Origin of the sequence: Sphingomonas sp. S2-65, assembly GCF_021513175.1 — a bacterium.
Taxonomy (GTDB): domain Bacteria; phylum Pseudomonadota; class Alphaproteobacteria; order Sphingomonadales; family Sphingomonadaceae; genus Sphingomonas.
The window spans coordinates 2,406,453-2,430,367 of sequence record NZ_CP090953.1; the positions used below are offsets into that span (position 1 = coordinate 2,406,453).

A 23,915-nucleotide genomic window follows, 5' to 3' on the forward strand; every position below is an offset into this window, starting at 1 on the left:
TCAGGCGGTTGCGGGCGCCTCATGCCGCATGCGCGCGGACAAGGAAAGCCGGACGCGCTCGATCGCCTCATCGAGAGTCACGCGCGCTACCGGCGTGCCGGCCGGAAACGCGGTGAGCAGCCGCGACGGCATCGCTGCCGACAACAGCACGAAGCTGCCGCGATCGTCGGCACGGCGGATCAGCCGGCCGAACGCCTGGGCAAGCTTGGCGCGGATGATGCGGTCGTCATAGGCGCTGCCGCCCCCGGCCAGGCGGCGCGCGGCGTGGAGCACGGTCGGCTTGGGCCAGGGCACGCCTTCCATGACCACCAGCCGCAGCGACTCGCCGGGTACGTCGACGCCGTCCCTTAGGGCATCGGTGCCGAGCAGCGACGCACGCGGATCGTCGCGGAAGATGTCGACCAGCGTGCCGGTGTCGATCGGATCGACATGCTGGGCGAGCAGCGGCAGCCCTTCGCGCGCCAGCCGGTCGGCGATGCGGGCATGGACCGCGCGCAGGCGGCGGATGGCGGTGAACAGGCCGAGCGTGCCGCCCTCCGCCGCGACGATCAGCCGGGCATAGGCGTTGGCGAGCGCGGGCAAGTCGCCGCGCTTGATGTCCGTCACGATCAGCACCTCGGCCTGTGCGGCATAATCGAACGGGCTGTGCGCCTCGAACCGTACGGCGGGGCGGAGGAGGTGCGTGGCGCCGGTGCGCGCCTCGGCAATGTCCCAGTCGCCGCCGGCGCGCAACGTCGCGGAGGTGATGAGCGCGCCGTGCGCCGGCTTGAGCACGGTTTCGGCAAACGGCTTGGACGGGTCGAGCCAGTGGCGGTGCAGGCCGATGTCGTATTCGCGGCCTTCGACTCGGTCGATCGCCAGCCAGTCGACATATTCGGGGTCGGCCGGGCCGCCGATGCGGGCGATCAGCGCCAGCCACGCGCCGACCGTCTCGGTGCGCCAGCCGAGCGAGGCGATCGCCCCTTCGATGCGCGCACGGGCAGGGCCGTCCATCCAGTCGGGCGAGTCGGCGAGCACCGCTTCCAAACGCCGGCCAAGCGCCACCATCGGGCGGATCAGTGCGTCCAGCGCCGCGGCGGCGGGGCCGGCGGCCTCGACCAGCGCGGCATCGGGTTCGGCGAGTTCGGTTTCCAGACCATAGCCGGCATCAGCCGAGCCGTTGACGTCGCGGGCATAGACCAGCCCGCGCACCGCGCCGAGCAGCGCCTCGACCGGGCCGAACGGCTCGCCCTCCGCCACGCGCTGCAGCCAGCCATCGCTTGGCAGCGCGCGGGCGGCGTCGACGGCTTCGGCGATGGCTACGCCACCGGCTTCGTCATAGCTCGCGACGTCCGACAGGCGTGCGGCCAGGCCGCGCCGCCTGCCGCGCGAGCCCGATTCGGGACCAGTGACCCAGCGGCGGATCTCGATCGCCTCCTGGCCGGTAAGGGCAGCCGAGAACATCGCGTCGGCGGCGTCGAACAGGTGATGGCCCTCGTCGAACACATAGCGCGACGGGCGCGTCATCGATTCGCGGCCGCGGGCGGCGTTGACCATCACCAGCGCATGGTTGGCGATGACGATGTCGGCCTCGGCGCTGGCGCGGGCGGCGCGCTCGATGAAGCATTTCCGGTAATGCGGGCAGCCGGCATAGATGCACTCTCCGCGCCGGTCAGTGAGCGCGGTCGATCCGTTGCGGCGGAACAGCGTGGGCAGCCAGCCGGGCAAGTCGCCGCCGATCATGTCGCCGTCGGCGCTGAACGCCGCCCAGCGCGCGACCAACTGCGCGAGGATCGCGGCGCGCCCAGCAAAGCCGCCTTGCAGCGCATCCTCCAGGTTCAACAGGCAGACATAGTTCTCGCGCCCCTTGCGCGTGACGATGCGCTGATGGCGCTGCTCGGCGTCGGGGAACAGCCGCTCGCCCTCGGCGGCGAGCTGGCGCTGGAGGGCCTTGGTGAAGGTCGAGACCCAGACCGCGCCCCCAGCTTGCTCTGCCCACAGCGAAGCAGGGGCGAGATAGCCCAGCGTCTTGCCGATGCCGGTGCCGGCTTCGGCAAGGACGAGATTGGGCGAGTCGCGTACCGCGCGGGGCGAGAACGCGCTGGCGGCGGCGCCGGCATAATCGCGCTGTCCCTGACGGCGTTCGGCGCCGCTGCCGGTGAGCGCGGCGAGCCGTTCGGCGATCTGCTGCGGGTCGAGCGAAATGGTGCGCGGTGCCGTGCGCGGTGGCTGCTCCTCCCATTCGGGGAGCTTGGAGAACAGCCAGCGTTCGGCACGTTCGGGCTTGGCGACCTTGTCGCTGAGCGCAGGCGCCCAGGGCCAGCGCAGGCGGTACAAGGACTGGAGCGCATGCCAACCCCCTTCCCGCTCCTGCCACTGCCGAGTGGGCACCGCGAGCAGTGCCGCGGCGGCTTCGCGCAGGAACGCGGCGACATCGGCATCCTCGCTGGGTGCGGACAGGTCGGTGACGCGCGCGAGGCCCTTGGGCGTCGGCACCATGAAGCGTGCCGGGTGGAGGAAGGCGAACAGCTCGAGCACGTCGAGCCCCGAGAGTTCGGGATGGCCGAGCCGCTGGCCGATCAGCGGTGCGTTGAGGAGGATGGTCGGGGTGTCGGCAGCGATGCGGATCGCCTCCCCCCGGCTGACCGCGCGCGTTTCCTCGCCCGTCGCGATCCAGATGCCGCCATGGCTCGCGTGCAGCGCGGGATAGGGGAAGGACGCGGTCATGATCGTGCCCCCATGTACGTGCTTCGTTCCGCCGCGAACAGAGGCGCGGCCCAGGAAATCACGCGCTTGAGCTTGTGGTTGACGCCCGGAGTGCTTGCCAGAGGTCTTGGACCTGTCGGTTGAGGGTGCCGAGCTGCTCGCCCGTCATCCCGGCGCGGTCGAGCAGCGCCTCCGCCAGGCAGCCGCATTCCTCGCGCATCGCGGCGCCGCGACCGGTCAGGCGTACGCGGACCTGGCGCTCGTCGGCCGGGTTGCGCTCGCGGGTGACGAAGCCCGCCGCTTCGAGGCGCTTCACCAGCGGCGTGATCGTGCTCGATTCGAGCGCCAGCCGATCGGCGACCGCGCCCACCGTGCGGCCATCCTCCTCCCACAAGGCGTGGAGCACGAGATATTGGGGATAGGTGATGCCGAGACGGTCGAGCATCGGCTTGTAGGCGCGGGTGATCGCCATGCTGGTAGCGTAAAGCGAAAAGCAGAGCTGGTCGTCGAGCGGCAAAGCGGCGGGCATGAGATCCTCCTGAGCAGTCCTGATATCACGCAAATCCATATCGTGATAAATAAATGCTGGACAAGAAACCTCGTGCGGCTTAGTTATTTATATATCGCGATACCGATTATCGCAGCCTTGAAGGAGTTCAGCCATGTCCGTCGATGTGAAATACACCACCCGCGCCACCTCCACCGGCGGCCGTGATGGCGAGGCTCGGTCCGAGGACGGCCGCTTCACCGCCAAGCTGTCGACGCCGAAGGAACTGGGTGGCGCCGGCGGCGACGGTACCAATCCCGAGCAGCTGTTCGCAGCGGGCTATTCGGCATGCTTCATCGGCGCGTTGAAGGCGGCCGGCGCGCAGCTGAAGTTGAAGGTCCCTGGCGAGACGACCGTCACCGCGACCGTGGGCATCGGGCCGCGCAGCGAAGGCGGGTTCGGCATCACCGCCGACCTGGAAGTCAGCCTGCCCGGGCTGGAACGCGCCGACGCCGAGAAGCTGGTCGAGGCGGCGCATCAGATTTGCCCCTATTCGAACGCCACGCGCAACAATGTCGATGTGGGTCTGACGATCGCGTGAGGTCGTAGGCCCAGGCGTAGCCGTCCTTTCGCTCGTCATCCCGGCCTTGAGCCGGGATCCCGCTCTTCTGCCGATTGAGGTAGCGGGACCCCGGCTCAAGGCCGGGGTGACGAAGGGAGGGTCCGGGTGTCACTCGCCACCCTGCGTCTTGCTGGGCGCGGCACCTCCGCTTGCCGGGAGAGCGGCACAACGAGTGATTTGCTTGTGGCGAGCCCCCTCCACCAGCTTCGCTGGTCCCCCTCCCCGTTCCGGGGAGGATTTGGTTGTTGCTGGAACCGGGGCGCCTGCTTCGCTAGAGGCGCGAGGATGACTGACACATCCGCCTTCCGCGACGCCGCACTCACTTCAAAGGCCTGGCCGTATGAAGAGGCCCGGAAGCTGCTGAAACGCTATTCGACAGGCGCGCCTGCCAAGGGGCATGTGCTGTTCGAGACCGGCTATGGCCCGTCGGGCCTGCCGCATATCGGCACGTTCAACGAAGTGCTGCGCACCACCATGGTGCGCCACGCGTTCGAGACGCTGTCGGACGTGCCCACCCGGCTGATCGCGTTCAGCGACGACATGGACGGGCTGCGCAAAGTGCCCGACAATGTGCCGAACCAGGAGCTGCTGCGCAGCCATCTGGGCAAGCCGCTGACGCAGATCCCCGATCCGTTCGGCACGCATGAGAGCTTCGCGCATCACAACAATGCGCGGCTGCGTGAATTCCTCGACCGCTTCGGCTTCGAGTACGAGTTCGTCTCCTCGACCGAATATTATGCGAGCGGCCGCTTCGACGAAGCGCTCAAGCAAGTGCTGCGCCGCTACCAGGGCATCATGGACGTGATGCTGCCGACGCTGCGCGCCGAGCGTCAGGCGACTTATTCGCCGGTGCTGCCGGTCAGCCCGAAGTCGGGAATCGTCCTGCAGGTGCCGATCGAAGTGATCGACGCCGAGGCCGGGCTGATCGCGTTCGAGGATGAAGGCGAGCGGATCGAGCAGAGCGTGCTGGGCGGCAAGGCCAAGCTGCAATGGAAAGTCGATTGGGCGATGCGCTGGGTCGCGCTCGACGTCGATTACGAGATGGCGGGCAAGGACCTGATCGATTCGGTGATCCAGTCGGGCAAGATCGCGCGCGTGCTAGGCGGCAAGCCGCCCGAGGGCTTCAATTACGAGATGTTCCTCGACGAGAAGGGCGAGAAGATCTCCAAGTCCAAGGGCAATGGCCTGAGCCTGGAGCAGTGGTTGAGCTATGGCCACGACGAGAGCCTGGCCTTTTATGCCTATCGCGAGCCGAAAAAGGCCAAGGCGCTGCATTATGGCGTCATCCCGCGCGCGGTCGACGAATATTGGCAGTTCCGCGGCAATTATGCCGGGCAGCCCGCCGAGCAGAAGCTGGGCAACCCGGTGCACCATATCCACAATGGCGACGTGCCGAGCGAGGCGCTTCCGGTCACCTACAGCCTGTTGCTCAACCTGATCGGCGTGCTGGGCGCGCAGGCTAACGAGGACGCAGTGTGGAAGCTGCTCGAGCGCTATGGCGAGGGGTTGACGCGCGAGAGCAACCCGGATCTGGCCAAGCTGGTGCCGCTGGTACTGGCCTATTATCGCGACGTGGTGGCGAGCACGCTGCAGCGCCGGGCGCCGACCGCGGTGGAAGCCGAGGCATTGCGGCGGTTGGACGCGGTGTTGGCGGAGTTGCCCGAAAACGCCTCTGCCGAGGACATCCAGAACCACGTCTACGAGATCGGCAAAAGCGGCGGATTTGAGAATCTGCGCGATTGGTTCAAGGCATTGTACGAGACGCTGCTGGGGTCCGAGCAGGGGCCGCGCATGGGCAGCTTCATTGCGTTGTATGGGATCGAGAATAGCCGGAAGCTGATTGGCGAGGCGCTGGCGGCTTAGGCTTCTCCGTCATCCCGGACTTGATCCTGGATCCCGCTTCTTCTGCCGGTGCAAGGTAGCGGGACCCCGGCTCAAGGCCGGGTGACGTCGTGTGGGGATGCAATGCGGTTCTTCGGCGGAGGCCGGGGTCAAGTTGTAGATGCCGTTTGCGGTGCCGGCGCCTGCGCCCTTTGACCGGCCGCGGCGATCCGGTACGGGTGGGACGATGCGAGCACAGCCCCTTCGCCGCGCCCGATCGGTCACCCGCGAGTTCCTCCACAGCGAGGCGGCGGGCGGGATCGTCCTGATTGCGGCGGCAGTGCTGGCGATGCTCGCGGCGAATTGGCCTGGGGTGGCCGAGCGCTACTTTCACGTGCTGCACGTCGAGACGGGACCGGTAATCAGCCCGCACCACGGGCCGATGACGGTGCATCTGTGGATCAACGATGGCCTGATGGCGCTGTTCTTCCTGCTGGTGGGGCTGGAGATCAAACGCGAGTTCGTTGACGGGCGGCTGGCGACCTGGGAGCGGCGGCGGCTGCCGGTGATCGCCGCGGCCGCGGGGATGGCCTGCCCTGCCCTGTTCTATTTGGCGGTCGCGGGCGGCGATCCCGCGCTGGTGCATGGCTGGGCCATTCCGGCGGCGACCGACATTGCCTTTGCGATCGGATTGCTGGCGATCCTGGGCAAGCGCGCGCCGACCTCGCTCAAGCTGTTCCTGACCACGGTGGCGATCGTCGACGATCTTGGCGCGGTGGTGATCATCGCGTTGTTCTATACGGCCCAGCTGGACCTGCTTTCGCTGACCATCGCCGCAGCGATCGTCGTGGCAATGGTCGGGCTCAACCGCGCGGGGGTGAAGCGGCTGCCGGTGTATCTGCTGCTGGCCGCGGTGCTGTGGGTGTTCGTGTTCCGCTCGGGCATCCACGCGACCATTGCCGGGGTGCTGGCGGCGCTCACCATCCCGATCACCAAATCGCCGGCCGCGCCTGACGATGCGGAGTCGCCGCTGCACCGGCTGGAGCATGCGCTGCATCCCTGGTCGGCCTTCCTGATCGTCCCGCTGTTCGGTTTTGCCAATGCCGGGGTGTCGCTGGCGGGCAGCAGCCCGGCGGTTCTGGTCGAGCCCTTGCCGCTGGCGGTGCTGCTCGGGCTGTTCCTGGGCAAGCAGCTCGGCATCTTCGGCAGTGTGGTGTTGGCGGACAGATTTGGGCTCGCCAAGCGTCCGGGCTGGGCGAGCTGGCCGCAAATCTATGGCGTGTCGCTGCTCGCAGGCATCGGCTTCACGATGAGTTTGTTCATCGGCGGGCTCGCCTTTGCCGGGGAGGGTGCGCTGATCGACGACGTGAAGATCGGCGTGCTGGCCGGGTCGGTGCTGTCGGCGGTGGCGGGATATGCGGTGCTGCGGTTTGCGCCGGCGCGGCGCGTGCTGGCGGTGCGGGCGTTGGGGCGGCGGGGTGATTCTCAGGGCTGAGATAGAGGCGTTTGTTCTCCCACCGTCACCCCGGCCTTGAGCCGGGGTCCCGCTGCCTTGCACCTGCATAAGAAGAAGCGGGATCCCGGCTCAAGGCCGGGATGACAGAGGGTTTAGCCGAGCTTTTCGGATTCCACTCGGCGTCAGGCGGCGGTGCCGCCTACCGTGAGGCCGTCGACCAGCAGAGTCGGCTGGCCGACGCCGGCGGGGACCGACTGGCCGCCCTTGCCGCACATGCCGATGCCTTCGTCGAGCGCGAAATCATTGCCGATGCCGGTGACCTTGTTGAGCACGGTCGGGCCGTCGCCGATCAGCGTCGCGCCCTTGATCGGGCGGCCGAGCTTGCCGTTCTCGATCAAATACGCCTCGGTGCACGAGAAGACGAACTTGCCCGAGACGATATCGACCTGGCCGCCGCCGAAGCTCTTGGCGAAGATGCCCTTCTTGACGCGGCTGAGCAGTTCGGCGGGATCGTCCTTGCCCCCCTTCATGAAGGTGTTGGTCATCCGTGGCATCGGCGCGTGCTGGAACGATTCGCGGCGGCCATTGCCGGTGGGCTCGACGCCCATCAGCCGGGCGTTCAGGCGGTCCTGCATATAGCCCCTGAGGATGCCATCCTCGATCAGCACGGTCTCGCGCGTGGGCGTGCCTTCGTCGTCGATCGACAGTGAGCCGCGGCGATCGTGGAGCGAGCCGTCGTCGACCACCGTCACGCCGGGCCCGGCGACGCGCTCGCCGATGCGCCCCGAAAAGGCGCTGGTGCCCTTGCGGTTGAAATCGCCTTCGAGGCCGTGACCGATCGCTTCGTGGAGCAGGACGCCGGGCCAGCCGGGGCCGCAGAGCACGGTCATGTCGCCCGCCGGGGCGTCGACCGCGTCGAGGTTGACCAGAGCCTGGGCCAGCGCCTCGTCGATCGCGCGGTTCCAGGTTTCGGGCTGGAAGAGGCGATCATAGAGCGTGCGGCCGCCGGTGCCGAAGCTGCCGGTCTCACGCCGGCCATTCGCCTCGACCACGACCGAAACGTTGAGGCGGACGAGCGGGCGGATGTCGGTGGCGATGAAGCCGTCGGGCCGGACGATCTCAACCACCGACCAGGAGCCGGTGAGCCCGACCGAGACCTGAACGATGCGTGGATCGCGGGCGCGCGCGGCGGCGTCGATCGTCTGGCAGAGGTTCACCTTGTCGGCGAACGGCACCAGATCGAGCGGATCGGCATCGGTATAGAGATGGCGGTTATTGCCCTGGGGCGGCGGCGCCTTCGCGCCCCTGGCCGGATCGATCAGCGCCATGGTCTCCGCCGCGCGGCGGATCGCCTGGGGCGTGATCTCGTTGGCGTGGGCAAAGGCCGTGGTCTCGCCAGAGACCGCGCGCAGCCCGAAGCCCGACTGCGTGTCGTACGACGCGGTCTTCAGCCGGCCATCGTCGAAGCCGAACGCTTCGGTCCGGCGATATTGGAGGTAGAGCTCGCCATCCTCGGCATCGGCCAGCGCCTCTGCGGTGAGCTGGGCGGCGGTGTCGGGATCGAGTTGGGCGCGGTAAATGAACGCGCGCGGATCGGAGGGAAGGCTCATCCCACCGATATAGGAGGCTTACAGGCTGGCGCCAGACGCGATGTCAGGCTCGTTCTCATTGCCCGGCTCGTCGGCGGGGCCGCCGATCAGGATGAAGCGCCGGTCGCAATAGCCGCAATCGATATAGCCATGCTCGTCGATCTGCAGGAACACGCGCGGATGGCCGAGCGATGCCGGCACGCCGGGACCGGAGCCGTCGCAAGACACGCGGGCATGGGAAGTACGGATGGTCTCGGACGGCGCGATCATGCCGACTCGCCTAGCAAAGCGCGCTGGGGCTCGCAATCGCATGCTTAGCGTCTTATGCGGTTGCCATGACTCAGGCCGCGATCGAGATCGACCAGCTCTGCAAGACCTATGCGGGGGGCAAGCGCGCTTTGGACGGCGTCAGCTTCGACGTGCCGCGCGGGACGATCTTCGGCCTGCTGGGGCCGAACGGCGCGGGCAAGTCGACGCTGATCAACATCCTGGCGGGGCTGGTCAACAAGACCGGCGGGCGCACGACGATCTGGGGGTTCGACACCGACCAGCATCCGCGCAACGCCAAGGCGTCGATTGGAATCGTGAACCAGGAGATCGTGTTCGATCCGTTCTTCACGCCCAAGGAGACGCTGGAGATCCAGGCGGGGCTGTACGGCATCGCCAAGCGCGACTTCGATGCGATGGCGCTGCTGCGCGCGGTGCATCTGGAGGACAAGGCCGAAGCCTATTCGCGGACGCTGTCTGGGGGCATGAAGCGGCGGCTGATGGTCGCCAAGGCGATGGTGCATTCGCCGCCGATCATCGTGCTCGACGAGCCGACCGCGGGCGTCGACGTCGAGCTTCGCCAGCAGCTCTGGGCGTATGTGAAGTCGCTCAACGCACGCGGGGTGACGGTGGTGCTGACCACGCATTATCTGGAAGAGGCCGAGCAGCTGTGCGACCGGATCGCGATCATCAACCACGGCCAGCTGATCGCCAACAAGCCTACGCGCGAATTGGTGGGGATGGCGCAGGAAAAGGTCGTGGAAGTGACCGTCGACCGCGACGTCGTCACTCCGCCCGCCAATGCTTGCTTCCAGAAGATCGAGATCAAGGGCCAGCGGACGCTGGTGATCACCTATCGCAAGGACCAGGCGAATGCCGGCGAGGTACTGGGCGCGGTGCAGGGTGCCGGGCTGGGGATCGTCGACGTTTCGACGCGCGAGGCGGATCTGGAGGACGTGTTCCTCAATTTGACTCGCTCGGTGGGGTGAGCGGCCTCGTTCTCCGGTGAATACCGGGGGACGTGGCGGGTGCGCGGCTTTCTGTGCTCGACTTCTACTCTTTTCTTGTCACCCCGGCCTTGAGCCGGGGTCCCGCTGCCTGCGACCGGAGAAGAAGCGGGATCCCGGCTCAAGGCCGGGATGACGGGGGTCTTGGAGATGCTCAGCGGCGGCGGCGCGCGAAGAAGGCCCACATCGCTTCGTTGTCGGCGACCCAGCTATGCCCGGCTTGTGAATCGATCCGGGCGACTACCTCGGCGCCCGACCGGCATTCCGTATAGCCATGTTCCTCGATCCCGCCGGCGCTGACCGTAGGGCGCGGGCGGCGGCAGCCGTTGAGGTCTGCCCAGCGCGCCTCGGCCGTGCGCATCGGATATTGCCAATAAGGCGCGCCGCCGCCCTCGACCGGGTTGGTCGTGTCCCTGCCCCCGGCGAAGGCGATCACCGGCATCGGGCGTGAGGGCTGGCAGGTCTTGGGATCGGGAAAGCGCGGATCGACCGGGGAGGGGTTGCCGGCGCGCAGGCCGACGACCGGCGCGATCGCGGCGAAGCGGTCGGCGGCCACGCAGCCGAGCCATGACGTCATCCGGCCGCCGCCCGAAAGGCCGGTGACATAGACGCGGCTGGCGTCTGCGCAGCCTAGGGTGCCGAGCCATTGCGCCGCTTCGGTGAGGAAGGCCACATCGTCCGGATCGTTCGGACCGGGCACCTTGCCGGTGACGGTGGGCACGCCGGGGATGTTCCAGACGAAGCCCTTGCCCTCTGCAATGCCGGCGTCGGGAGCGGCAACCAGGAAGCCGTGGCGATCGGCGGTCTCAGCAAGCTTTGACTCCGCCAGCATCTGCGCACCCGTGCCGGTGCTGCCGTGAAGGAGGAATACCAAGGGCGCGCGCTTCGTATAGCCGCTGGGCACATGGAGCAGCAGGCTGCGCCCCGTATCGCCGATCACCACGCGCTGGCTGGTCCCCGGCGCCACGCCGAGACACTGCGCCGCGAAGGCAGACGGTGCTCCAATGCCGGCGAACAGCAACGCCGCACAAACCAGCTTCAGCCCCCGCATAAGTGTCTTTCGTTGCAACTGCCCTGCCCTAGCGCCTAGGCGGAGCATCGAAGCAGCGGAAGAGTGTATGGCCGGGGATCCTCATAATAACGACATCCTGGTCATCGGATCGGGCGCAGCCGGATTGACTGCCGCGCTCAACCTGGCGAGCCGGTTCAAGGTGACGGTGCTGGCCAAGGGCCGGCTGGACGAAGGCTCCACTGCCTGGGCGCAGGGCGGGATCGCCGCGGTGCTCGAGCCCGGCGACACCTTCGACAACCATATCGAGGACACGATGGTCGCCGGCGCGGGCCTGAACGACCGCGCGACTGTCGAAATGGTGGTGGAGAATGCGCCGGCCGCGATCGAGACGCTGGTGAAGCTGGGCGTGCCCTTCAACATGAACGGCGAGGCGCTGCACCTGACCCGCGAAGGCGGGCACAGCCACCGCCGCATCGTCCATGTCGACGACGCGACGGGACTTGCGGTGCAGACTGCTCTGCTGCGCGCGGCGCAGGCGCATCCCAACATCACGCTGGTGCCCGACATGGTGGTGATCGACCTGGCCACCAGCCGGCACGAGCTGCGCTATTCGGGCGCGGGTAATGTCTGGGGCGTCTATGCCTTCAACCGCGCGACCAAGCGGGTGGAGCTGTTCACCGGCCGCGCGACGGTGCTGGCGACGGGGGGCGCGGGGCGGACCTATCTGTTTTCCACCGCGCCGAGTGGCGCGACCGGGGACGGCATCGCCATGGCGTGGCGCGCGGGGGCACGGGTCTCCAACATGGAATTCATGCAGTTCCACCCGACCTGCCTGTACAATCTCGAGGTCAAGAATTTCCTGATCACCGAAGCCGTGCGCGGCGAAGGCGGGCATCTGCGCAACCCGGTGACCGGACACCGCTTCATGCCCGATCTGGACCCGCGCGCCGAGCTGGCGCCGCGCGACGTGGTGGCCCGCGCGATCGACGCCGAGATCAAGCGCCACGGCCTGGACTATGTTCACCTGGACATCAGCCATATGGGCGCCGACTTCGTGAAGCAGCATTTCCCGACGATCCACGCGCGGCTGCTCGATCTCGACATCGACATGACCCGCGAGCCGATCCCGGTGGTGCCGGCGCAGCATTATACGTGCGGCGGCGTCGTGATCGACCGTGACGGGCGCACCGATCTGCCCAACCTCTATGCCGCCGGCGAAGTCAGCCAATCCGGGCTGCACGGCGCCAATCGCCTGGCGTCGAACTCGCTGCTCGAATGCTTCGTGTTCGGCGAGGCGGTGGCGCGGCACATCGCGGCGAATTGGGGCGACCTCGCCCCGCCGCCGCCGATCCGCCCTTGGGACGAGAGCCGCGTGACGCATTCGGACGAGGAAGTCGTCATCAAGCAGAACTGGACCGAGATCCGGCGCTTTATGTGGAACTATGTCGGCATCGTCCGTACCACCAAGCGGCTCGAGCGCGCCGCGCACCGCATCGCCATGCTGCGCGAGGAAGTGAACGATTATTATGGTCACTTCCGCGTGACGCCCGATCTGATCGAGCTGCGCAACCTGCTGGAGAGTGCGGACTTGATCGTGCGCTCGGCCTTGCACCGCAAGGAAAGTCGTGGGCTGCACTATACGCTGGATTATCCCGAGACGCTTGATATCGCGACGGATACGGTGCTGGTGCCTTAAGCGAGGAGCAAAGCGTTGCACCTTCCTTCACCATTCGTCGCGATGATGAGGGTATTCATCGCATACGGACATGGCCGGACTTTGCCGGGAGATCGGCACGCCGCATGTTCCACGCAGAGTGTTAGGGCGTACGCGTGAAGAAAACGGTTGGATTCTCGGCAATTGAACGAGCGTTGACGATCGCGGGGCTTGGCCCGGCGATGTTGGTCGGGTGCGCCGTGCACGACGATTCGATGCTTGCCGCTTATCTTCCGGCGCCGAGCTACAGCGTGTTGATGCCCTTCCCCGCAGCCGTGAAGCCGCGGCGCGCTTATGTGCAGGCGCCCCTGCCGCTGGTGAATGCGCTGGATGGGATCACCCGCAATTTCGATGGACTGGTCGGTGTTGCGGTGGAGAGCATCGACGGCAACTGGATCGCTACGGCGGGCGCACCGAACCGGCCAATGCCGCAACAAAGCGTCAGCAAGCTTTGGGTCACGATGACCCTGCTCGACCTGGTCGATCAGGGGAAGATCGGGCTCGACGATCCGCTGACCATCACCAGAGCCGACTTCACGCTGTTCCATCAGCCGGTCGCCGCGCTGGTGAAGGGCGATCAGGGCTATACCTCGACCGTCGGGGAAATCGCGCGCCGGGCGATGCAGATGAGCGACAATACCTGCAACGACAAGCTGCTCCGGCTGGTCGGCGGCCCGCAGGCAGTGCGCGACTTCATCACCAAATATCAGCTCGGCAGGATCGGTTTCGGTCCAGGCGAGCGATTGCTTCAAGCCGGCACCGCCGGTCTCGAGTGGAAGCCCGAATACGCCTATGGCAACGCCTTTGCGGTTGCGCGCTCACGGTTGTCGCCGGCCGTGCGGCAGGCCGCATACGAAGCCTATGTGAAGGATCCCCCGGACGGCGCCGCCCCGTCGGCGATCGCCGGCGCGCTTGCCCGGCTGAAGCGCGGCGAGTTGTTGTCGCCTGCCTCCACCCAGTGGTTGCTGGCGACGATGGGCGCGGCCCGCACCGGGCACGCGCGCGTCCGCGCGTCGGTGCCTGCCGGCTGGAGCTATGGCCACAAGACCGGCACCGGCCAGGATCTCGGCCGTCGCACCGCGGGCTTCAACGATGTCGGTATCCTGACGGCACCCGATGGCCAGTCCTATGCGATCGCCGTGATGATTGGCGATACATCACGCCCGCCGCGCGACCGTCAGCTGCTGATGCAGGCAGTCGGTGCCGCAGTGGTGGCGCATCACGAGCTGTAAACTGTTGCCGCTCGGCAACAGTTGAGCGCGCGGCAGGGTTGGGATCGGCGGTCGTCGCTGCTATCTGAGCAGCGATGCCTCATCTCTATCTCGTAGACGGCTCCGGCTACATATTCCGAGCCTATCACCGGCTGCCGCCGCTCACCAACAAGCATGGCGAGCCGGTGGGCGCCGTCTATGGCTATACCACCATGTTGTGGAAGCTCGCCGACGAGCTCCACAAGGCCGATGGTCCCACCCATATGGCGGTGATCCTCGACAAATCGAGCAGCACCTTCCGCAACGCGATGTACGACGCGTACAAGGCGAACCGGCCACCGCCGCCCGAGGATCTGGTGCCGCAGTTCCCGATGATCCGCGACGCGACTCGCGCCTTTTCGCTGCCGTGCATCGAAGAGGAAGGCTGGGAGGCTGACGACTTGATCGCCAGCTATGCCAAGGCGGCGCTGGCGCAGGGTTGGGAAGTGACCATCGTCAGTTCCGACAAGGACCTGATGCAACTGATCGAGCCTGGGCTCGACCTGTACGACACGATGAACAACCGCCGCCTGAGCGACGATGCGGTGATCGAGAAGTTCGGCGTGCCGCCCAAGCAGCTGGGCGAAGTGCTGGCGCTGATGGGCGATAGCGTCGACAATGTGCCCGGGGTCCCCGGAATCGGGCCGAAGACCGCCGCCAAGCTGATCCAGGAGCATGGCACGGTGGAGGCGGTGCTCGCCGCCGCGCCGGACATGAAGAAGAGCAAGCTGCGCGACAATCTGATCGAGCATGCCGACATGGCAAGGCTGTCGCGCCAGTTGGTGACGCTCGCCTGTGACGTGCCGCTGCCCGACCCGCTCGACGCGCTCGAGTTGCAGGGGATACCCGACGCGCCGCTGCGCGCGTTCCTGGAGCATCACGGCTTCAAGTCGCTGATCCTGCGGCTGTCGGCGGTGGCCGATGCGCCGGTGGAGAGTCCCGAGCCGGTGGACCTACCCGAGGATCCGCCCTGCGATCACGACGCGTATGAGACGGTGGTTACCGAAGAAGCGCTCGACCGCTGGATCGCGGAGGCGACGCACCAGGGCTGGGTGGCGGTGGATACCGAGACCAGCGAGCTCGACGCGATGCGCGCGGGACTGTGCGGGGTGAGCCTGGCGCTGGCGCCCAACAAGGCGTGCTATATCCCGCTGACCCATGGCGGCAGCGACATGTTCGCCGAGAAGCCGGAGCAGCTCGACAAGCCGGTGGCGCTGGCGAAGCTGAAAGTGCTGCTGGAAGACCCGGCCGTGCTCAAGATCGGGCATAATCTGAAATACGACATGATCGTGCTGGCGCGGCGCGGCATCGCCATCGCGCCCTATGACGACACGATCGTGATGAGCTTCGACCTGGACGCGGGCCTGCACGGGCATGGCATGGACGAGCTGGCGGCGACGCACCTCTCGCACAGCTGCATCGCGTTCAAGGACGTGGTCGGTACCGGCAAGAAGCAGCTGAGCTTCCGCGAAGTCGATCTGAAGAATGCCACGCGCTATGCCGCCGAGGACGCCGATGTGACGCTGCGGCTGTGGCAGCGTCTGAAGCCGCGGCTATCGTCCGAAAGCGTGACGCGGGTCTATGAGATGGTCGACCGCCCGCTGGTCGGCGTGATCGCCGGCATGGAGCGCGAGGGCGTCAAGGTCGATGCAGGCGTGCTGTCGCGGTTGTCCGACGAATTTTCCAAGCAGATCGCCGCGCTGGAGACCGAGATCCACGCCATCGCCGGCTTCCCGTTCACCATCGGCAGCCCCAAGCAATTGGGCGACGTGCTGTTCGACAAGATGGGGATCAAGGGCGGTCGCAAGGGCAAGTCGGGCGTGTATTCGACCGACGTCAACGAGTTGGAGCGGATCGCCGCCGACAAGGATTCGCCCGGGCGCGAGATGGTGGTCAAGGTGCTCGACTGGCGCCAGCTCACCAAGCTCAAGAACACCTATACCGATGCGCTCCAGGCGCAGATCGATCCCGAGACGGGGCGCGTCCACACGAGCTATTCGCTGACCGGCGCGCAGACCGGGCGGCTGTCGTCGACCGACCCGAACCTCCAGAACATCCCGATCCGTACCGAAACCGGCCGGCAGATCCGCGACGCCTTCGTGGCCGAACCGGGCAACGTCATCCTGGCGGCCGACTATTCGCAGATCGAGCTGCGGCTGGCCGCGCACATCGCCGACGTGCCCGCGCTGCGCCAGGCGTTCGAGGACGGGACCGACATCCACAACATGACCGCCATGGAGCTGTTCGGCGAAGTGAACCGCGATACGCGCGGGCGGGCCAAGACGATCAACTTCGCGATCCTCTACGGTATCTCGCGCTGGGGACTGGCTGGTCGGCTCGACGTGAGCGTCGACGAGGCACAGGGGATGATCAACCGCTATTTCGAGCGGTTCCCGGGCATCAATCGCTACATTGCCGACACGCTGAGCGAGGCCAAGGCGCGCGGCTACACCACCACGCTGTTCGGCCGGAAGACGCACTTCCCACGGCTCAAGGCGGCCAATCCGAACGAGCGCGCCGGGTCCGAACGCGCGGCGATCAATGCGCCTATCCAGGGGACCAGCGCCGACATCATCAAGCGGGCGATGATCCGGATGGGGCCGGCGCTGATCGAGGCAGGGCTCCCGCAGGTGCGCATGCTGATGCAGGTGCACGACGAACTGGTGTTCGAACTGCCCGAAGGCGATGTCGAGCGTGCGCGCGGCGTGATCGAGCATGTCATGGCGACAGCGGCAGAGCCGGCGGTGAAGCTCACCGTGCCGCTGGGCGTGGATATAGGCGTGGGTCCAAGCTGGGGCGCCGCACATTGATCCCTGCCCCTGCTTCCCCAATGTCGGCTTCCGAAGACATCAGCGCGCTTGCAAAGGGCGGGCGGACCAACGCGCTGGGCTTCCTGCTGCGTCTGCTTGCGCGCCTGCCGTTCCTGTTCATCGCCGGGCGCATCTACGGACCTGAGATCGTCGGACGCTTCGCGCTTGCCGTGGTCGTGGTGGAATTGGCCGCTCTGCTTGCGACGCTGGGCCTGAAGCGTGGGCTGGCGCAGGCGCTGACCAAGGAGGAGCGGCCCCAAAGCTGGGTGGTGTGGGATGCGATGGCCGTGGCGCTGGTCGCGTCGCTGGCCGGTACCGCGCTGTTGATGGTCTTTCCGCAGGTGATGTTCCCGAACAGCCAGGTAACGGCGATCGATCGGGTGCTGCCCTGCATCGTCTTCGCGGTAGCCTGGTCGGACGTGAGCCTTGCGGCGTGCGCCTATCGGCTGAACGTCCAGGCCAGCGTCACCGCGCGCGCGGTGGTCGAGCCCTGGACGATCAGCATCGCGGCATGGGGGTTCTCGTTCGTATCGCGGCAGGACGGGCTGATCCTGTCATACATGCTGTCGATGGCGGCGGCGCTGGTCGCGTCGTTGATCCCGTTCGTGCGCAGCTATGGCTTGCCCCGCGACTGGCGGCCGCAGCTGCCGACGATGTGGCGGCTGGCACGCACGAACGCGCCGCTGGCCGGGGCCGATGCGATCGAATGGGGAACGCGCAACGTCGACCGGTTCATCCTGGGGCTGATGTTCGCGCCGGCGATCGTCGGCGTCTATTACATGGCGCAACAGGTCGCCTCGCTGCCGCAGAAGCTCAAGACGAGCTTCGATCCCGTGCTTGGTCCGGTGATCACGCACAGCCTGCAAGTGAACGACCGGCTCGCCATCGCCCGGCAGGTGCGGCAGGTCGCGTTCTGGATCATGGCCGCGCAGGGCATGCTGGCGCTGATGGGCTCGGTGCCGGGCGAGGCGGTGATGGGTGTGGTGGGACCGCAATTCGTGTCGGGCACCGCGGCGCTCGCCTTCCTGTTGACCGCCGAGGTGCTCGCGTCGCAGGGCGCGGTGTGCGAATCAGCGCTGGTCTACATCGCCCGGCATCGCAACCTGGCGATCTCGATCTTCGCGCTGACGGTGCAGATCGGCCTCAGCTTCGGACTGATCCTGGCGATGCGGGAAGTGGGCTGGCCGATCGCGTACCAGGCTGCCGGCGTCGCCGTGGCACTGATGCTGTCGGTGACGCTGAGCTCGATCCTGAAGTCGCAGCTGCTCCGCAGGCTGCTCGGGGCGCATGTTTCGGGGTGGCGGTGGCCGGTGGTGGCGGCTGCGGCCGTCGGGGCACTGGTGGGATCGGTCTTCACGGCGCTGCCCCAGCGCTATGAGTGGGCCGAGCTTGTGATCGGCGTACCGGCGATCGCGGCCAGCTATGCGCTGGTGCTGTGGAAGTGGGCGTTCAAGGAAGAGGACCGCGCGCTGTTCCAGAAGGTGCCGAAAGCGGAGTCCATGCCTACCCTGCCAGCGCAGGAGCGGATCTAGGCACCTACGTCCACTGCTCCCCGGCTTTCGCCGGGGACCCAGCCCTTAGTGGCGGAAGTGGCGCATGCCGGTGAAGACCATGGCAAGGCCGGCTTCGTCGGCGGCGGCGATCACTTCCTCGTCGCGGATTGAGCCGCCCGGCTGAATGACCGCCGTTGCACCGGCTTCCACCGCAGCCAACAGACCATCTGCAAAGGGGAAGAACGCGTCCGATGCCACTGCCGCGCCGATCGTGCGCGGGGTTGCCCAGCCGGCCTTCTCCGCTGCATCCTTGGCCTTCCAGGCGGCGATGCGGGCGGATTCGAGCCGGTTCATCTGCCCGGCACCGATGCCCGCGGTCGCGCCGTCCTTGGCATAGACGATGGCGTTGGACTTGACGTGCTTGGCGACCGTCCACGCGAAGCGGCAATCGGCGAGTTCCTGCTCCGTCGGCTGGCGCTGCGTCACGACCTTCAGATCGCCCAGTCGACCATTGTCGCGCGACTGGACCAGCATGCCGCCGGCGATCGACTTGAGCATCAGCCCGGGGCGTGTCGGATCAGGCAGTTCGCCGGTGAGCAGCAGGCGGAGGTTCTTCTTGGCCGCGAACACCGCGCGCGCATCGGCATCGGCGTCGGGCGCCACCACCACTTCGGTGAAGATGCCGGCCATCGCCTCAGCGGTTTCGCGGTCGAGCGGGCGGTTGACGGCGATGATCCCGCCGAACGCCGAGACGCTGTCGCAGGCGAGTGCGTCAAGATAGGCTTGCTTCAGCGTGTCCGCGGTGGCGACGCCGCACGGATTGGCGTGCTTGACGATCACCACGGTGGGCGGGCCGTCCTTGAACTCGCTGACCAGCTCGAGCGCGGCGTCGGCGTCGTTGAAGTTGTTGTAGCTGAGCGCCTTGCCCTGAAGCTGCTGGGCCTGAGCGATGCCGGGCGTCCCGGTTTGCGGCAGATAGAGCGCTGCGGACTGGTGCGGGTTCTCGCCATAGCGCAGCTCCTGCCCCTTGGTCAGTGCGACCGGCAGGGTGACAGGCAAGCTCTCGCCCTGATCCGCGAAGGCGAACCAGCTGGCGATCGCCGCGTCATAAGCGGCGGTGGCGGCATAGGCCTTGGCGGCGAAGCGGCGGCGATCGGCGAGCGTCGTCGTGCCCTCGGCGACCAGCGGGTAGTCGGCGGGGTCGGTCAGGATCGCGACGGCATCGTGGTTCTTGGCGGCGGAGCGCACCATCGACGGGCCGCCGATGTCGATATTTTCGATGATCTCGTCGCGCTCGGCGCCGCGGGCGACCGTCTGGGCGAAGGGGTAGAGGTTGACCACAACCAGGTCGATCGCGCCGATCGCATGTTCTTCCATCGCGGCGACATGCTCGGCATTGTCGCGCACCGCCAGGAGGCCGCCATGCACCTTGGGGTGCAAGGTCTTGACCCGGCCGTCCATCATCTCGGGGAAGCCGGTCAGGTCTGAGATATCGCGCACCACAAGCCCTGCTTCGCGCAGCGCCTTGGCCGTGCCGCCGGTGGAGACGAGCTCCACACCCTTGGCGGCGAGTGCCTGGCCGAGTTCGAGGATCCCGGTCTTGTCCGAGACCGAGAGGAGTGCGCGCTTGATGGTGACCTGGTCCATGGCCCGCCCCTTTAGAGGGCGAGACGGTCAGGGCAACCCCCGGCGCGCTTACTTGGCGCGGTGGAAGACCCAGCTGAGGTTGGTGCCGCCTGGCGGTGTCTCGCCGGCAATGACGAGCTGGCGCGTGGCGACCGGCCGGCCGCGGCCGTCAATCCATACGCTCTCTTCGACGTTCAGCGTGCCGCCCTTGCAGCGGAACTGCCACAGCGCGCCGTCAGCGGTCCGCAGGATCGCAGCCTGGCCGTCCTGCGTGGGAGCGACTTCGATCTGAGGATGAAGGTGGAACCGGACGACGAAGGCAGTCGTGCCCTTTGTCCGGCGGCCCTTGGCCGGGATCAGCATGTCCTCGCCGCGCACGTCGCGACCGTCGGGAGAAAGGCCGAGGACGCGGCGATGAAGAAAGCCGAAGCGGCGGCAATAGCCGTCATGGCTGGCCTCTATCCGGCTGCCATGATCGGTCTCATGCCGGGCAAGCTCGACCTCCACCACGCCGCGCCCGAGCGAGCCATCGGCGTGGATGGCAGTCGAGTTGCTGTCGGACAGAACCAGCGTCGAATGCGCAGCGGTGGTACGCAAGCCTTCGGTGAGCTCGGCAGGCAATTGATGCAGCGCGGCGCGCGCGCCGCCGCAGTTGACGACGATTCGGCTGGCACCGTCCGACAATTCAAAGGCCAGGGTCGAAGCACACCCCCCCTCGACCAGTCGGGCGAGCGGCGGCGGCGCGGCGTCGATGACGACGATGCTGGTTCCCGCCGAAAGTCGCTGATAGCCCCATTCGCGCGCCTGCTTGAGCGGGCGGGTTCGCACGCCGGTAGCTTCGACCACCTGCTGGATGCGATCTCCTGAAACCGGTGCGGTGCCCTGGAAGCTGGCGAGCCCCTTGTCGCCATGGCAAACGCCAAGCAGTGCCGTCACCATCTTGGCCTGCGTTTGCTGCAGGAACTCGGGCGGGTCCTGCCGACGTGCCGCATAGGCCTCGATCAATATAGTCAGCAGCTGGATCGCGTCGAGCTGTGCCGCAGGCGAGCGGGTTACTACGCCACCGTCCTCGAACACCGATTGGTCGAGCGCGCGCTTTAGCCCGGCCTCGCCAAAGCCGCGGCGCGGGTCTCCCCCCGGCATCACCAGTCCGGCGACCAGCACACCGCACCAGGCAGCGATCCGCGGCGGCCCGATCTGAACCCGATCCGCGCAGCGGTCGAGGTGGCGGGCGCCACGGGCCAGCGCGTGGAGCAAGGTGGAACGGTAGACGAGGTCCTTGCTCGACAGGATCAACGGCGCATGAGCCGTCCAGGCGAGAATGCGACGGCCCCACAGGTCGCCGCGCCAGGCGGCGTCCGAGACCTTCTCGGCATGAGCAGCCAGCCAGCGCCGCATGATCTCTTCGGCAATCGGCGCACCTTGCGCGCGGGTCGTGACGCTGGACAGGTCGCGGAGCCACGCGAAGCTTTGCAGATAGTCCTCGAACGCCGCGGATCCGCTCGGCCTCGCAAAGTCGATCGAGAGGATTGCCGCCTGCTCGCCGCGAAACGACACCCGGCCGTCGAGCAGCGCGTTGCCGCGCTCGCTATCGCCGAAAAAGGGATCGTCCGGGACGGCGATCAGCTTGAGGGGGTAGCGGCCCTTCAGCCGCATGGCGTGAAGCGGTGTTCCCCAGGTCAGGCGCGAAAGACGTTCGGCAATACGGTCGGCCAGCGACAAACCGCGGTCGCCGCCCATGCGGATCAGCCGCTTGCCCTCCTCGACTCCGTCGGCGGCGGAGCCGGGGACTTCTTCGCTCAACTGCCCCGGAGCGCGGCGATGTTCGCCGCGTACTGAGAGGCACCTCCGGCGAAGGTCGCGGTCCCGGCGACCAAGGCGTCCGCACCAGCGGCGATAGCGCGCGGGGCGGTGTCACGATCGACGCCGCCGTCCACCTCCAAATCGATCGCGCGGCCGCTCGCATCGATGCGCCGGCGAAGCTGGGTGATCTTCGCAAGCTGGCTCTCGATGAACTTCTGCCCGCCGAAACCGGGATTCACGCTCATCACCAGGATCAGATCGACCATGTCCATGATGTGATCGAGGACGTCGATCGGCGTTGCGGGATTCAGCACCACGCCCGCCCGCTTGCCCAGACCCTTGATGGTCTGCAGCGTGCGGTGGAGGTGCGGACCCGCTTCGGGATGCACCGAGATCGTGTCGGCACCGGCATCGGCAAACGCCGCCAGCAACGGATCCACCGGCGTGATCATCAGGTGGACATCGAACGGCTTGGCAGTGTGGTGCCGAAGCGCCTTTATGACCGCCGGACCGATAGTGATGTTGGGCACGAAATGGCCGTCCATGACATCGACATGGATCCAGTCGGCACCCGCTTCGTCGATCGCGCGGATCTCCTCCCCCAAACGGGCGAAGTCGGCGGAAAGAATGGAAGGAGCGATACGGACGGCGGACATGATGCCAGTCCTTAGCATGCGGCGAGTCGCGCGCAACCAATGCTATGGCTGCGCGCACACGCAGGCATCGTTTTCTGCGGAGCACCTCGGACAGAGGCAGCGTCTCAACCCTGACGCCGAAGCCTGACGATGAAGAAGCCGTCGCAGCCGCCTGCCTCCGCAAGGGTTCCTGGGAGAAGCCGGAGGGCTCCGTCTCCACGTGGAACAATTCCGACGGGAAGCTCGTCCGCGCGTGCAGGGTCAATGGCGTAGTCGGGATGTTCAGAGAGGAAGCGCGTTAGCTGCGCCTCGCCTTCTTCGGGTTCGAGCGAGCAGGTCGAGAAGACCAGCACTCCGCCCGGCTGCACCCACTCCGCGGCGCGATCGAGGAGGCGCGCCTGAAGCTCCGCCATTTCCCTGATCAACGCGGGGCGGACACGGTGCAGCACATCGGGATGCCGCCGGAAGATGCCGGTGGCGCTGCACGGGACGTCGAGCAGCACTGCCTGCGCAGGCGTTTCTGGCTGCCATTGCAGGATATCGGCGGCAATCACCCGGAGATCGAGGCCAGTCCGATCACTGTTTTCCCGAAGTCGCGCCAGACGACTTTCGGAAATATCGAGCGACGCGACGTCCCAACCGGCAGCTGCCAGCTGCAGCGACTTGCCGCCGGGTGCGGCACACAGGTCGAGCGCGGAGCCTGCGCCCGCGCCGATCAACCGCGCGGGGATCGAGGCAGCGATGTCCTGCACCCACCAATCGCCCTCGGCATAGCCCGGCAGTTCGGGAACCGAGCTGCCGCTGGGGAGGCGAAGGTGGCCGGGCGCGAGCGACACCGCTTGGGCAATTTGCGTCGGGCGCTGAAGCGTGAGGTCCAGCGGCGGCGGAGCGGCGATTGCCCGCGATGCAGCTTCCACCACGGCCTCGCCCCAATTGCGGTGCCAGCGTTCGGCGACCGCGTCCGGTAGCGCGGGTACTTCTGGGAAGTGCACGCCGCGGCGCATAAGCGTGCCGAACACACCGTGGACGAGCTTTCGCGGGCCGCCATCAACGAGCGGCAATACAGTGGCGATCGCCGCATGGCCTGGCGTGCCGAGGCCGACCGCCTGCGCCAGAGCGATGCGCAATGCGAACCGCGCCTTGGCATCGTGCGGCAGCGGGCGCTGGGTGGCGGAGTCGATCAATGCATCGAGATCGGCAAGCCGGCGCAGCGTCTCGGCGGCGATGGCATGGGCCAAGCCGCGGTCATTGGGCGCCAGCCCCTGAGTGGAACCCGCCAGCGCCTGTTCGAGCGCGAGCCCGCGACGCAGCACCGCGTCGAGCAGGCGCAACGCCGCCCGACGTGCTGGAACGCCCGGGGCGTCGGTGCGGGATGTTCGATCTTGGGGAGCGCGGGACATCGCCGAGCCCTAGCCCCTCCCCTGCGGCGAGGGAAAGCCCTATAGAGAAGGCGAACGACCGGAGATCCGTCATGGCCCAGCGCCCTGCCCATGTTAAGCCGCCCGAATATCTGACCGAAAACCCGCCGGTGCCTGCGCCGGAGCCAGTAGCCTTGCCGGATAGCGACCCGCTCGGGCAGGACCCGACTCGCTATGGCGACTGGGAACTCAAGGGTATCGCAGTCGACTTTTGACGGAC

Annotated in this window: 18 protein-coding genes; 9 read left to right on the forward strand and 9 right to left on the reverse strand. The window is 67.1% G+C overall.

Going from position 1 to position 23,915, the window contains the following annotated elements:
- Entirely contained in the window at positions 1 to 2,706 is a 2,706-nt protein-coding gene (locus LZ586_RS11265; RefSeq protein ID WP_235076395.1) for an ATP-dependent DNA helicase, read from the reverse strand.
- A 58-nt stretch (positions 2,707 to 2,764) separates the two neighbouring features.
- The gene (locus LZ586_RS11270; RefSeq protein WP_235076396.1) at positions 2,765 to 3,214 is read right to left on the reverse strand and encodes a MarR family winged helix-turn-helix transcriptional regulator; all 450 of its coding nucleotides are present in this window, start codon (positions 3,212 to 3,214) and stop codon (positions 2,765 to 2,767) included.
- A 133-nt stretch (positions 3,215 to 3,347) separates the two neighbouring features.
- Between LZ586_RS11270 and LZ586_RS11275 the strand changes: the two genes are divergently transcribed.
- The 3 genes from LZ586_RS11275 to nhaA all read left to right on the forward strand — a co-directional run bounded on the left by LZ586_RS11275 (position 3,348) and on the right by nhaA (position 7,110).
- Positions 3,348 to 3,773, forward strand: coding sequence for an organic hydroperoxide resistance protein (locus LZ586_RS11275; RefSeq protein ID WP_235076397.1), 426 nt, complete (start codon positions 3,348 to 3,350; stop codon positions 3,771 to 3,773).
- Between the two features lie 306 nt (positions 3,774 to 4,079).
- Positions 4,080 to 5,657, forward strand: a complete 1,578-nt coding sequence (locus LZ586_RS11280; RefSeq protein WP_235076398.1) for a lysine--tRNA ligase — start codon at positions 4,080 to 4,082, stop codon at positions 5,655 to 5,657.
- A gap of 205 nt (positions 5,658 to 5,862) precedes the next feature.
- Complete coding sequence (gene nhaA / locus LZ586_RS11285; protein WP_235076399.1) at positions 5,863 to 7,110, forward strand: Na+/H+ antiporter NhaA; 1,248 nt, start codon at positions 5,863 to 5,865, stop codon at positions 7,108 to 7,110.
- Positions 7,111 to 7,253: 143 nt separating this feature from the next.
- Here nhaA and tldD read toward each other — a convergent pair whose 3' ends face one another.
- Together tldD and LZ586_RS11295 are read right to left on the reverse strand one after the other, a co-directional pair.
- The gene (tldD, locus tag LZ586_RS11290) at positions 7,254 to 8,681 is read right to left on the reverse strand and encodes a metalloprotease TldD (RefSeq protein WP_235076400.1); all 1,428 of its coding nucleotides are present in this window, start codon (positions 8,679 to 8,681) and stop codon (positions 7,254 to 7,256) included.
- A gap of 18 nt (positions 8,682 to 8,699) precedes the next feature.
- On the reverse strand, positions 8,700 to 8,930 hold the full coding sequence (locus LZ586_RS11295) for a zinc-finger domain-containing protein (RefSeq protein WP_235076401.1): 231 nt from the start codon (positions 8,928 to 8,930) through the stop codon (positions 8,700 to 8,702).
- A 65-nt stretch (positions 8,931 to 8,995) separates the two neighbouring features.
- On the opposite strand from LZ586_RS11295, the gene LZ586_RS11300 reads away from it, so the two are divergent.
- Positions 8,996 to 9,916, forward strand: a complete 921-nt coding sequence (locus LZ586_RS11300; protein WP_235076402.1) for an ABC transporter ATP-binding protein — start codon at positions 8,996 to 8,998, stop codon at positions 9,914 to 9,916.
- A gap of 172 nt (positions 9,917 to 10,088) precedes the next feature.
- On the opposite strand, the gene LZ586_RS11305 is transcribed toward LZ586_RS11300, so the two are convergent.
- Entirely contained in the window at positions 10,089 to 10,985 is an 897-nt protein-coding gene (locus LZ586_RS11305; protein ID WP_235076403.1) for an alpha/beta hydrolase family esterase, read from the reverse strand.
- Positions 10,986 to 11,052: 67 nt separating this feature from the next.
- On the opposite strand from LZ586_RS11305, the gene nadB reads away from it, so the two are divergent.
- The 4 genes from nadB (at position 11,053) to LZ586_RS11325 (ending at position 18,252) form a co-directional block, all read left to right on the forward strand.
- Complete coding sequence (gene nadB, locus LZ586_RS11310) at positions 11,053 to 12,642, forward strand: L-aspartate oxidase (protein ID WP_235076404.1); 1,590 nt, start codon at positions 11,053 to 11,055, stop codon at positions 12,640 to 12,642.
- A gap of 173 nt (positions 12,643 to 12,815) precedes the next feature.
- Complete coding sequence (locus tag LZ586_RS11315) at positions 12,816 to 13,892, forward strand: serine hydrolase (RefSeq protein WP_235076405.1); 1,077 nt, start codon at positions 12,816 to 12,818, stop codon at positions 13,890 to 13,892.
- 74 nt (positions 13,893 to 13,966) lie between these two features.
- Complete coding sequence (gene polA / locus LZ586_RS11320; protein ID WP_235076406.1) at positions 13,967 to 16,720, forward strand: DNA polymerase I; 2,754 nt, start codon at positions 13,967 to 13,969, stop codon at positions 16,718 to 16,720.
- 20 nt (positions 16,721 to 16,740) lie between these two features.
- Positions 16,741 to 18,252 carry a lipopolysaccharide biosynthesis protein gene (locus LZ586_RS11325; RefSeq protein WP_235076407.1) on the forward strand — a complete coding sequence of 504 codons (1,512 nt, stop codon included), beginning with the start codon at positions 16,741 to 16,743 and terminating at the stop codon, positions 18,250 to 18,252.
- 45 nt (positions 18,253 to 18,297) lie between these two features.
- Here LZ586_RS11325 and purH read toward each other — a convergent pair whose 3' ends face one another.
- The 4 genes from purH to LZ586_RS11345 all read right to left on the reverse strand — a co-directional run bounded on the left by purH (position 18,298) and on the right by LZ586_RS11345 (position 23,677).
- Positions 18,298 to 19,860 (reverse strand): bifunctional phosphoribosylaminoimidazolecarboxamide formyltransferase/IMP cyclohydrolase, encoded by a 1,563-nt coding sequence (gene purH, locus LZ586_RS11330; RefSeq protein WP_235076408.1) that lies wholly within the window; start codon positions 19,858 to 19,860, stop codon positions 18,298 to 18,300.
- Between the two features lie 48 nt (positions 19,861 to 19,908).
- The gene (locus LZ586_RS11335) at positions 19,909 to 21,579 is read right to left on the reverse strand and encodes a heparinase II/III family protein (RefSeq protein WP_235079784.1); all 1,671 of its coding nucleotides are present in this window, start codon (positions 21,577 to 21,579) and stop codon (positions 19,909 to 19,911) included.
- A 59-nt stretch (positions 21,580 to 21,638) separates the two neighbouring features.
- On the reverse strand, positions 21,639 to 22,298 hold the full coding sequence (gene rpe, locus LZ586_RS11340) for a ribulose-phosphate 3-epimerase (RefSeq protein ID WP_235076409.1): 660 nt from the start codon (positions 22,296 to 22,298) through the stop codon (positions 21,639 to 21,641).
- Between the two features lie 104 nt (positions 22,299 to 22,402).
- Entirely contained in the window at positions 22,403 to 23,677 is a 1,275-nt protein-coding gene (locus tag LZ586_RS11345) for an RsmB/NOP family class I SAM-dependent RNA methyltransferase (protein WP_235076410.1), read from the reverse strand.
- Between the two features lie 71 nt (positions 23,678 to 23,748).
- On the opposite strand from LZ586_RS11345, the gene LZ586_RS11350 reads away from it, so the two are divergent.
- Complete coding sequence (locus LZ586_RS11350; RefSeq protein WP_235076411.1) at positions 23,749 to 23,910, forward strand: DUF1674 domain-containing protein; 162 nt, start codon at positions 23,749 to 23,751, stop codon at positions 23,908 to 23,910.
- Positions 23,911 to 23,915: the final 5 nt, after the last annotated feature.

What these genes read in the sequence shown, in the direction of transcription:
- LZ586_RS11265 (WP_235076395.1), bottom strand. Translation starts at nt 2,706, where the DNA reads ATGACCGCGTCCTTCCCCTATCCCGCGCTGCACGCGAGCCATGGCGGC.
- LZ586_RS11270 (WP_235076396.1), bottom strand. Translation starts at nt 3,214, where the DNA reads ATGCCCGCCGCTTTGCCGCTCGACGACCAGCTCTGCTTTTCGCTTTAC.
- LZ586_RS11275 (WP_235076397.1), top strand. Translation starts at nt 3,348, where the DNA reads ATGTCCGTCGATGTGAAATACACCACCCGCGCCACCTCCACCGGCGGC.
- LZ586_RS11280 (WP_235076398.1), top strand. Translation starts at nt 4,080, where the DNA reads ATGACTGACACATCCGCCTTCCGCGACGCCGCACTCACTTCAAAGGCC.
- nhaA (WP_235076399.1), top strand. Translation starts at nt 5,863, where the DNA reads ATGCGAGCACAGCCCCTTCGCCGCGCCCGATCGGTCACCCGCGAGTTC.
- tldD (WP_235076400.1), bottom strand. Translation starts at nt 8,681, where the DNA reads ATGAGCCTTCCCTCCGATCCGCGCGCGTTCATTTACCGCGCCCAACTC.
- LZ586_RS11295 (WP_235076401.1), bottom strand. Translation starts at nt 8,930, where the DNA reads ATGATCGCGCCGTCCGAGACCATCCGTACTTCCCATGCCCGCGTGTCT.
- LZ586_RS11300 (WP_235076402.1), top strand. Translation starts at nt 8,996, where the DNA reads ATGACTCAGGCCGCGATCGAGATCGACCAGCTCTGCAAGACCTATGCG.
- LZ586_RS11305 (WP_235076403.1), bottom strand. Translation starts at nt 10,985, where the DNA reads ATGCGGGGGCTGAAGCTGGTTTGTGCGGCGTTGCTGTTCGCCGGCATT.
- nadB (WP_235076404.1), top strand. Translation starts at nt 11,053, where the DNA reads ATGGCCGGGGATCCTCATAATAACGACATCCTGGTCATCGGATCGGGC.
- polA (WP_235076406.1), top strand. Translation starts at nt 13,967, where the DNA reads ATGCCTCATCTCTATCTCGTAGACGGCTCCGGCTACATATTCCGAGCC.
- LZ586_RS11325 (WP_235076407.1), top strand. Translation starts at nt 16,741, where the DNA reads ATGTCGGCTTCCGAAGACATCAGCGCGCTTGCAAAGGGCGGGCGGACC.
- purH (WP_235076408.1), bottom strand. Translation starts at nt 19,860, where the DNA reads ATGGACCAGGTCACCATCAAGCGCGCACTCCTCTCGGTCTCGGACAAG.
- LZ586_RS11335 (WP_235079784.1), bottom strand. Translation starts at nt 21,579, where the DNA reads ATGGGCGGCGACCGCGGTTTGTCGCTGGCCGACCGTATTGCCGAACGT.
- rpe (WP_235076409.1), bottom strand. Translation starts at nt 22,298, where the DNA reads ATGTCCGCCGTCCGTATCGCTCCTTCCATTCTTTCCGCCGACTTCGCC.
- LZ586_RS11345 (WP_235076410.1), bottom strand. Translation starts at nt 23,677, where the DNA reads ATGTCCCGCGCTCCCCAAGATCGAACATCCCGCACCGACGCCCCGGGC.
- LZ586_RS11350 (WP_235076411.1), top strand. Translation starts at nt 23,749, where the DNA reads ATGGCCCAGCGCCCTGCCCATGTTAAGCCGCCCGAATATCTGACCGAA.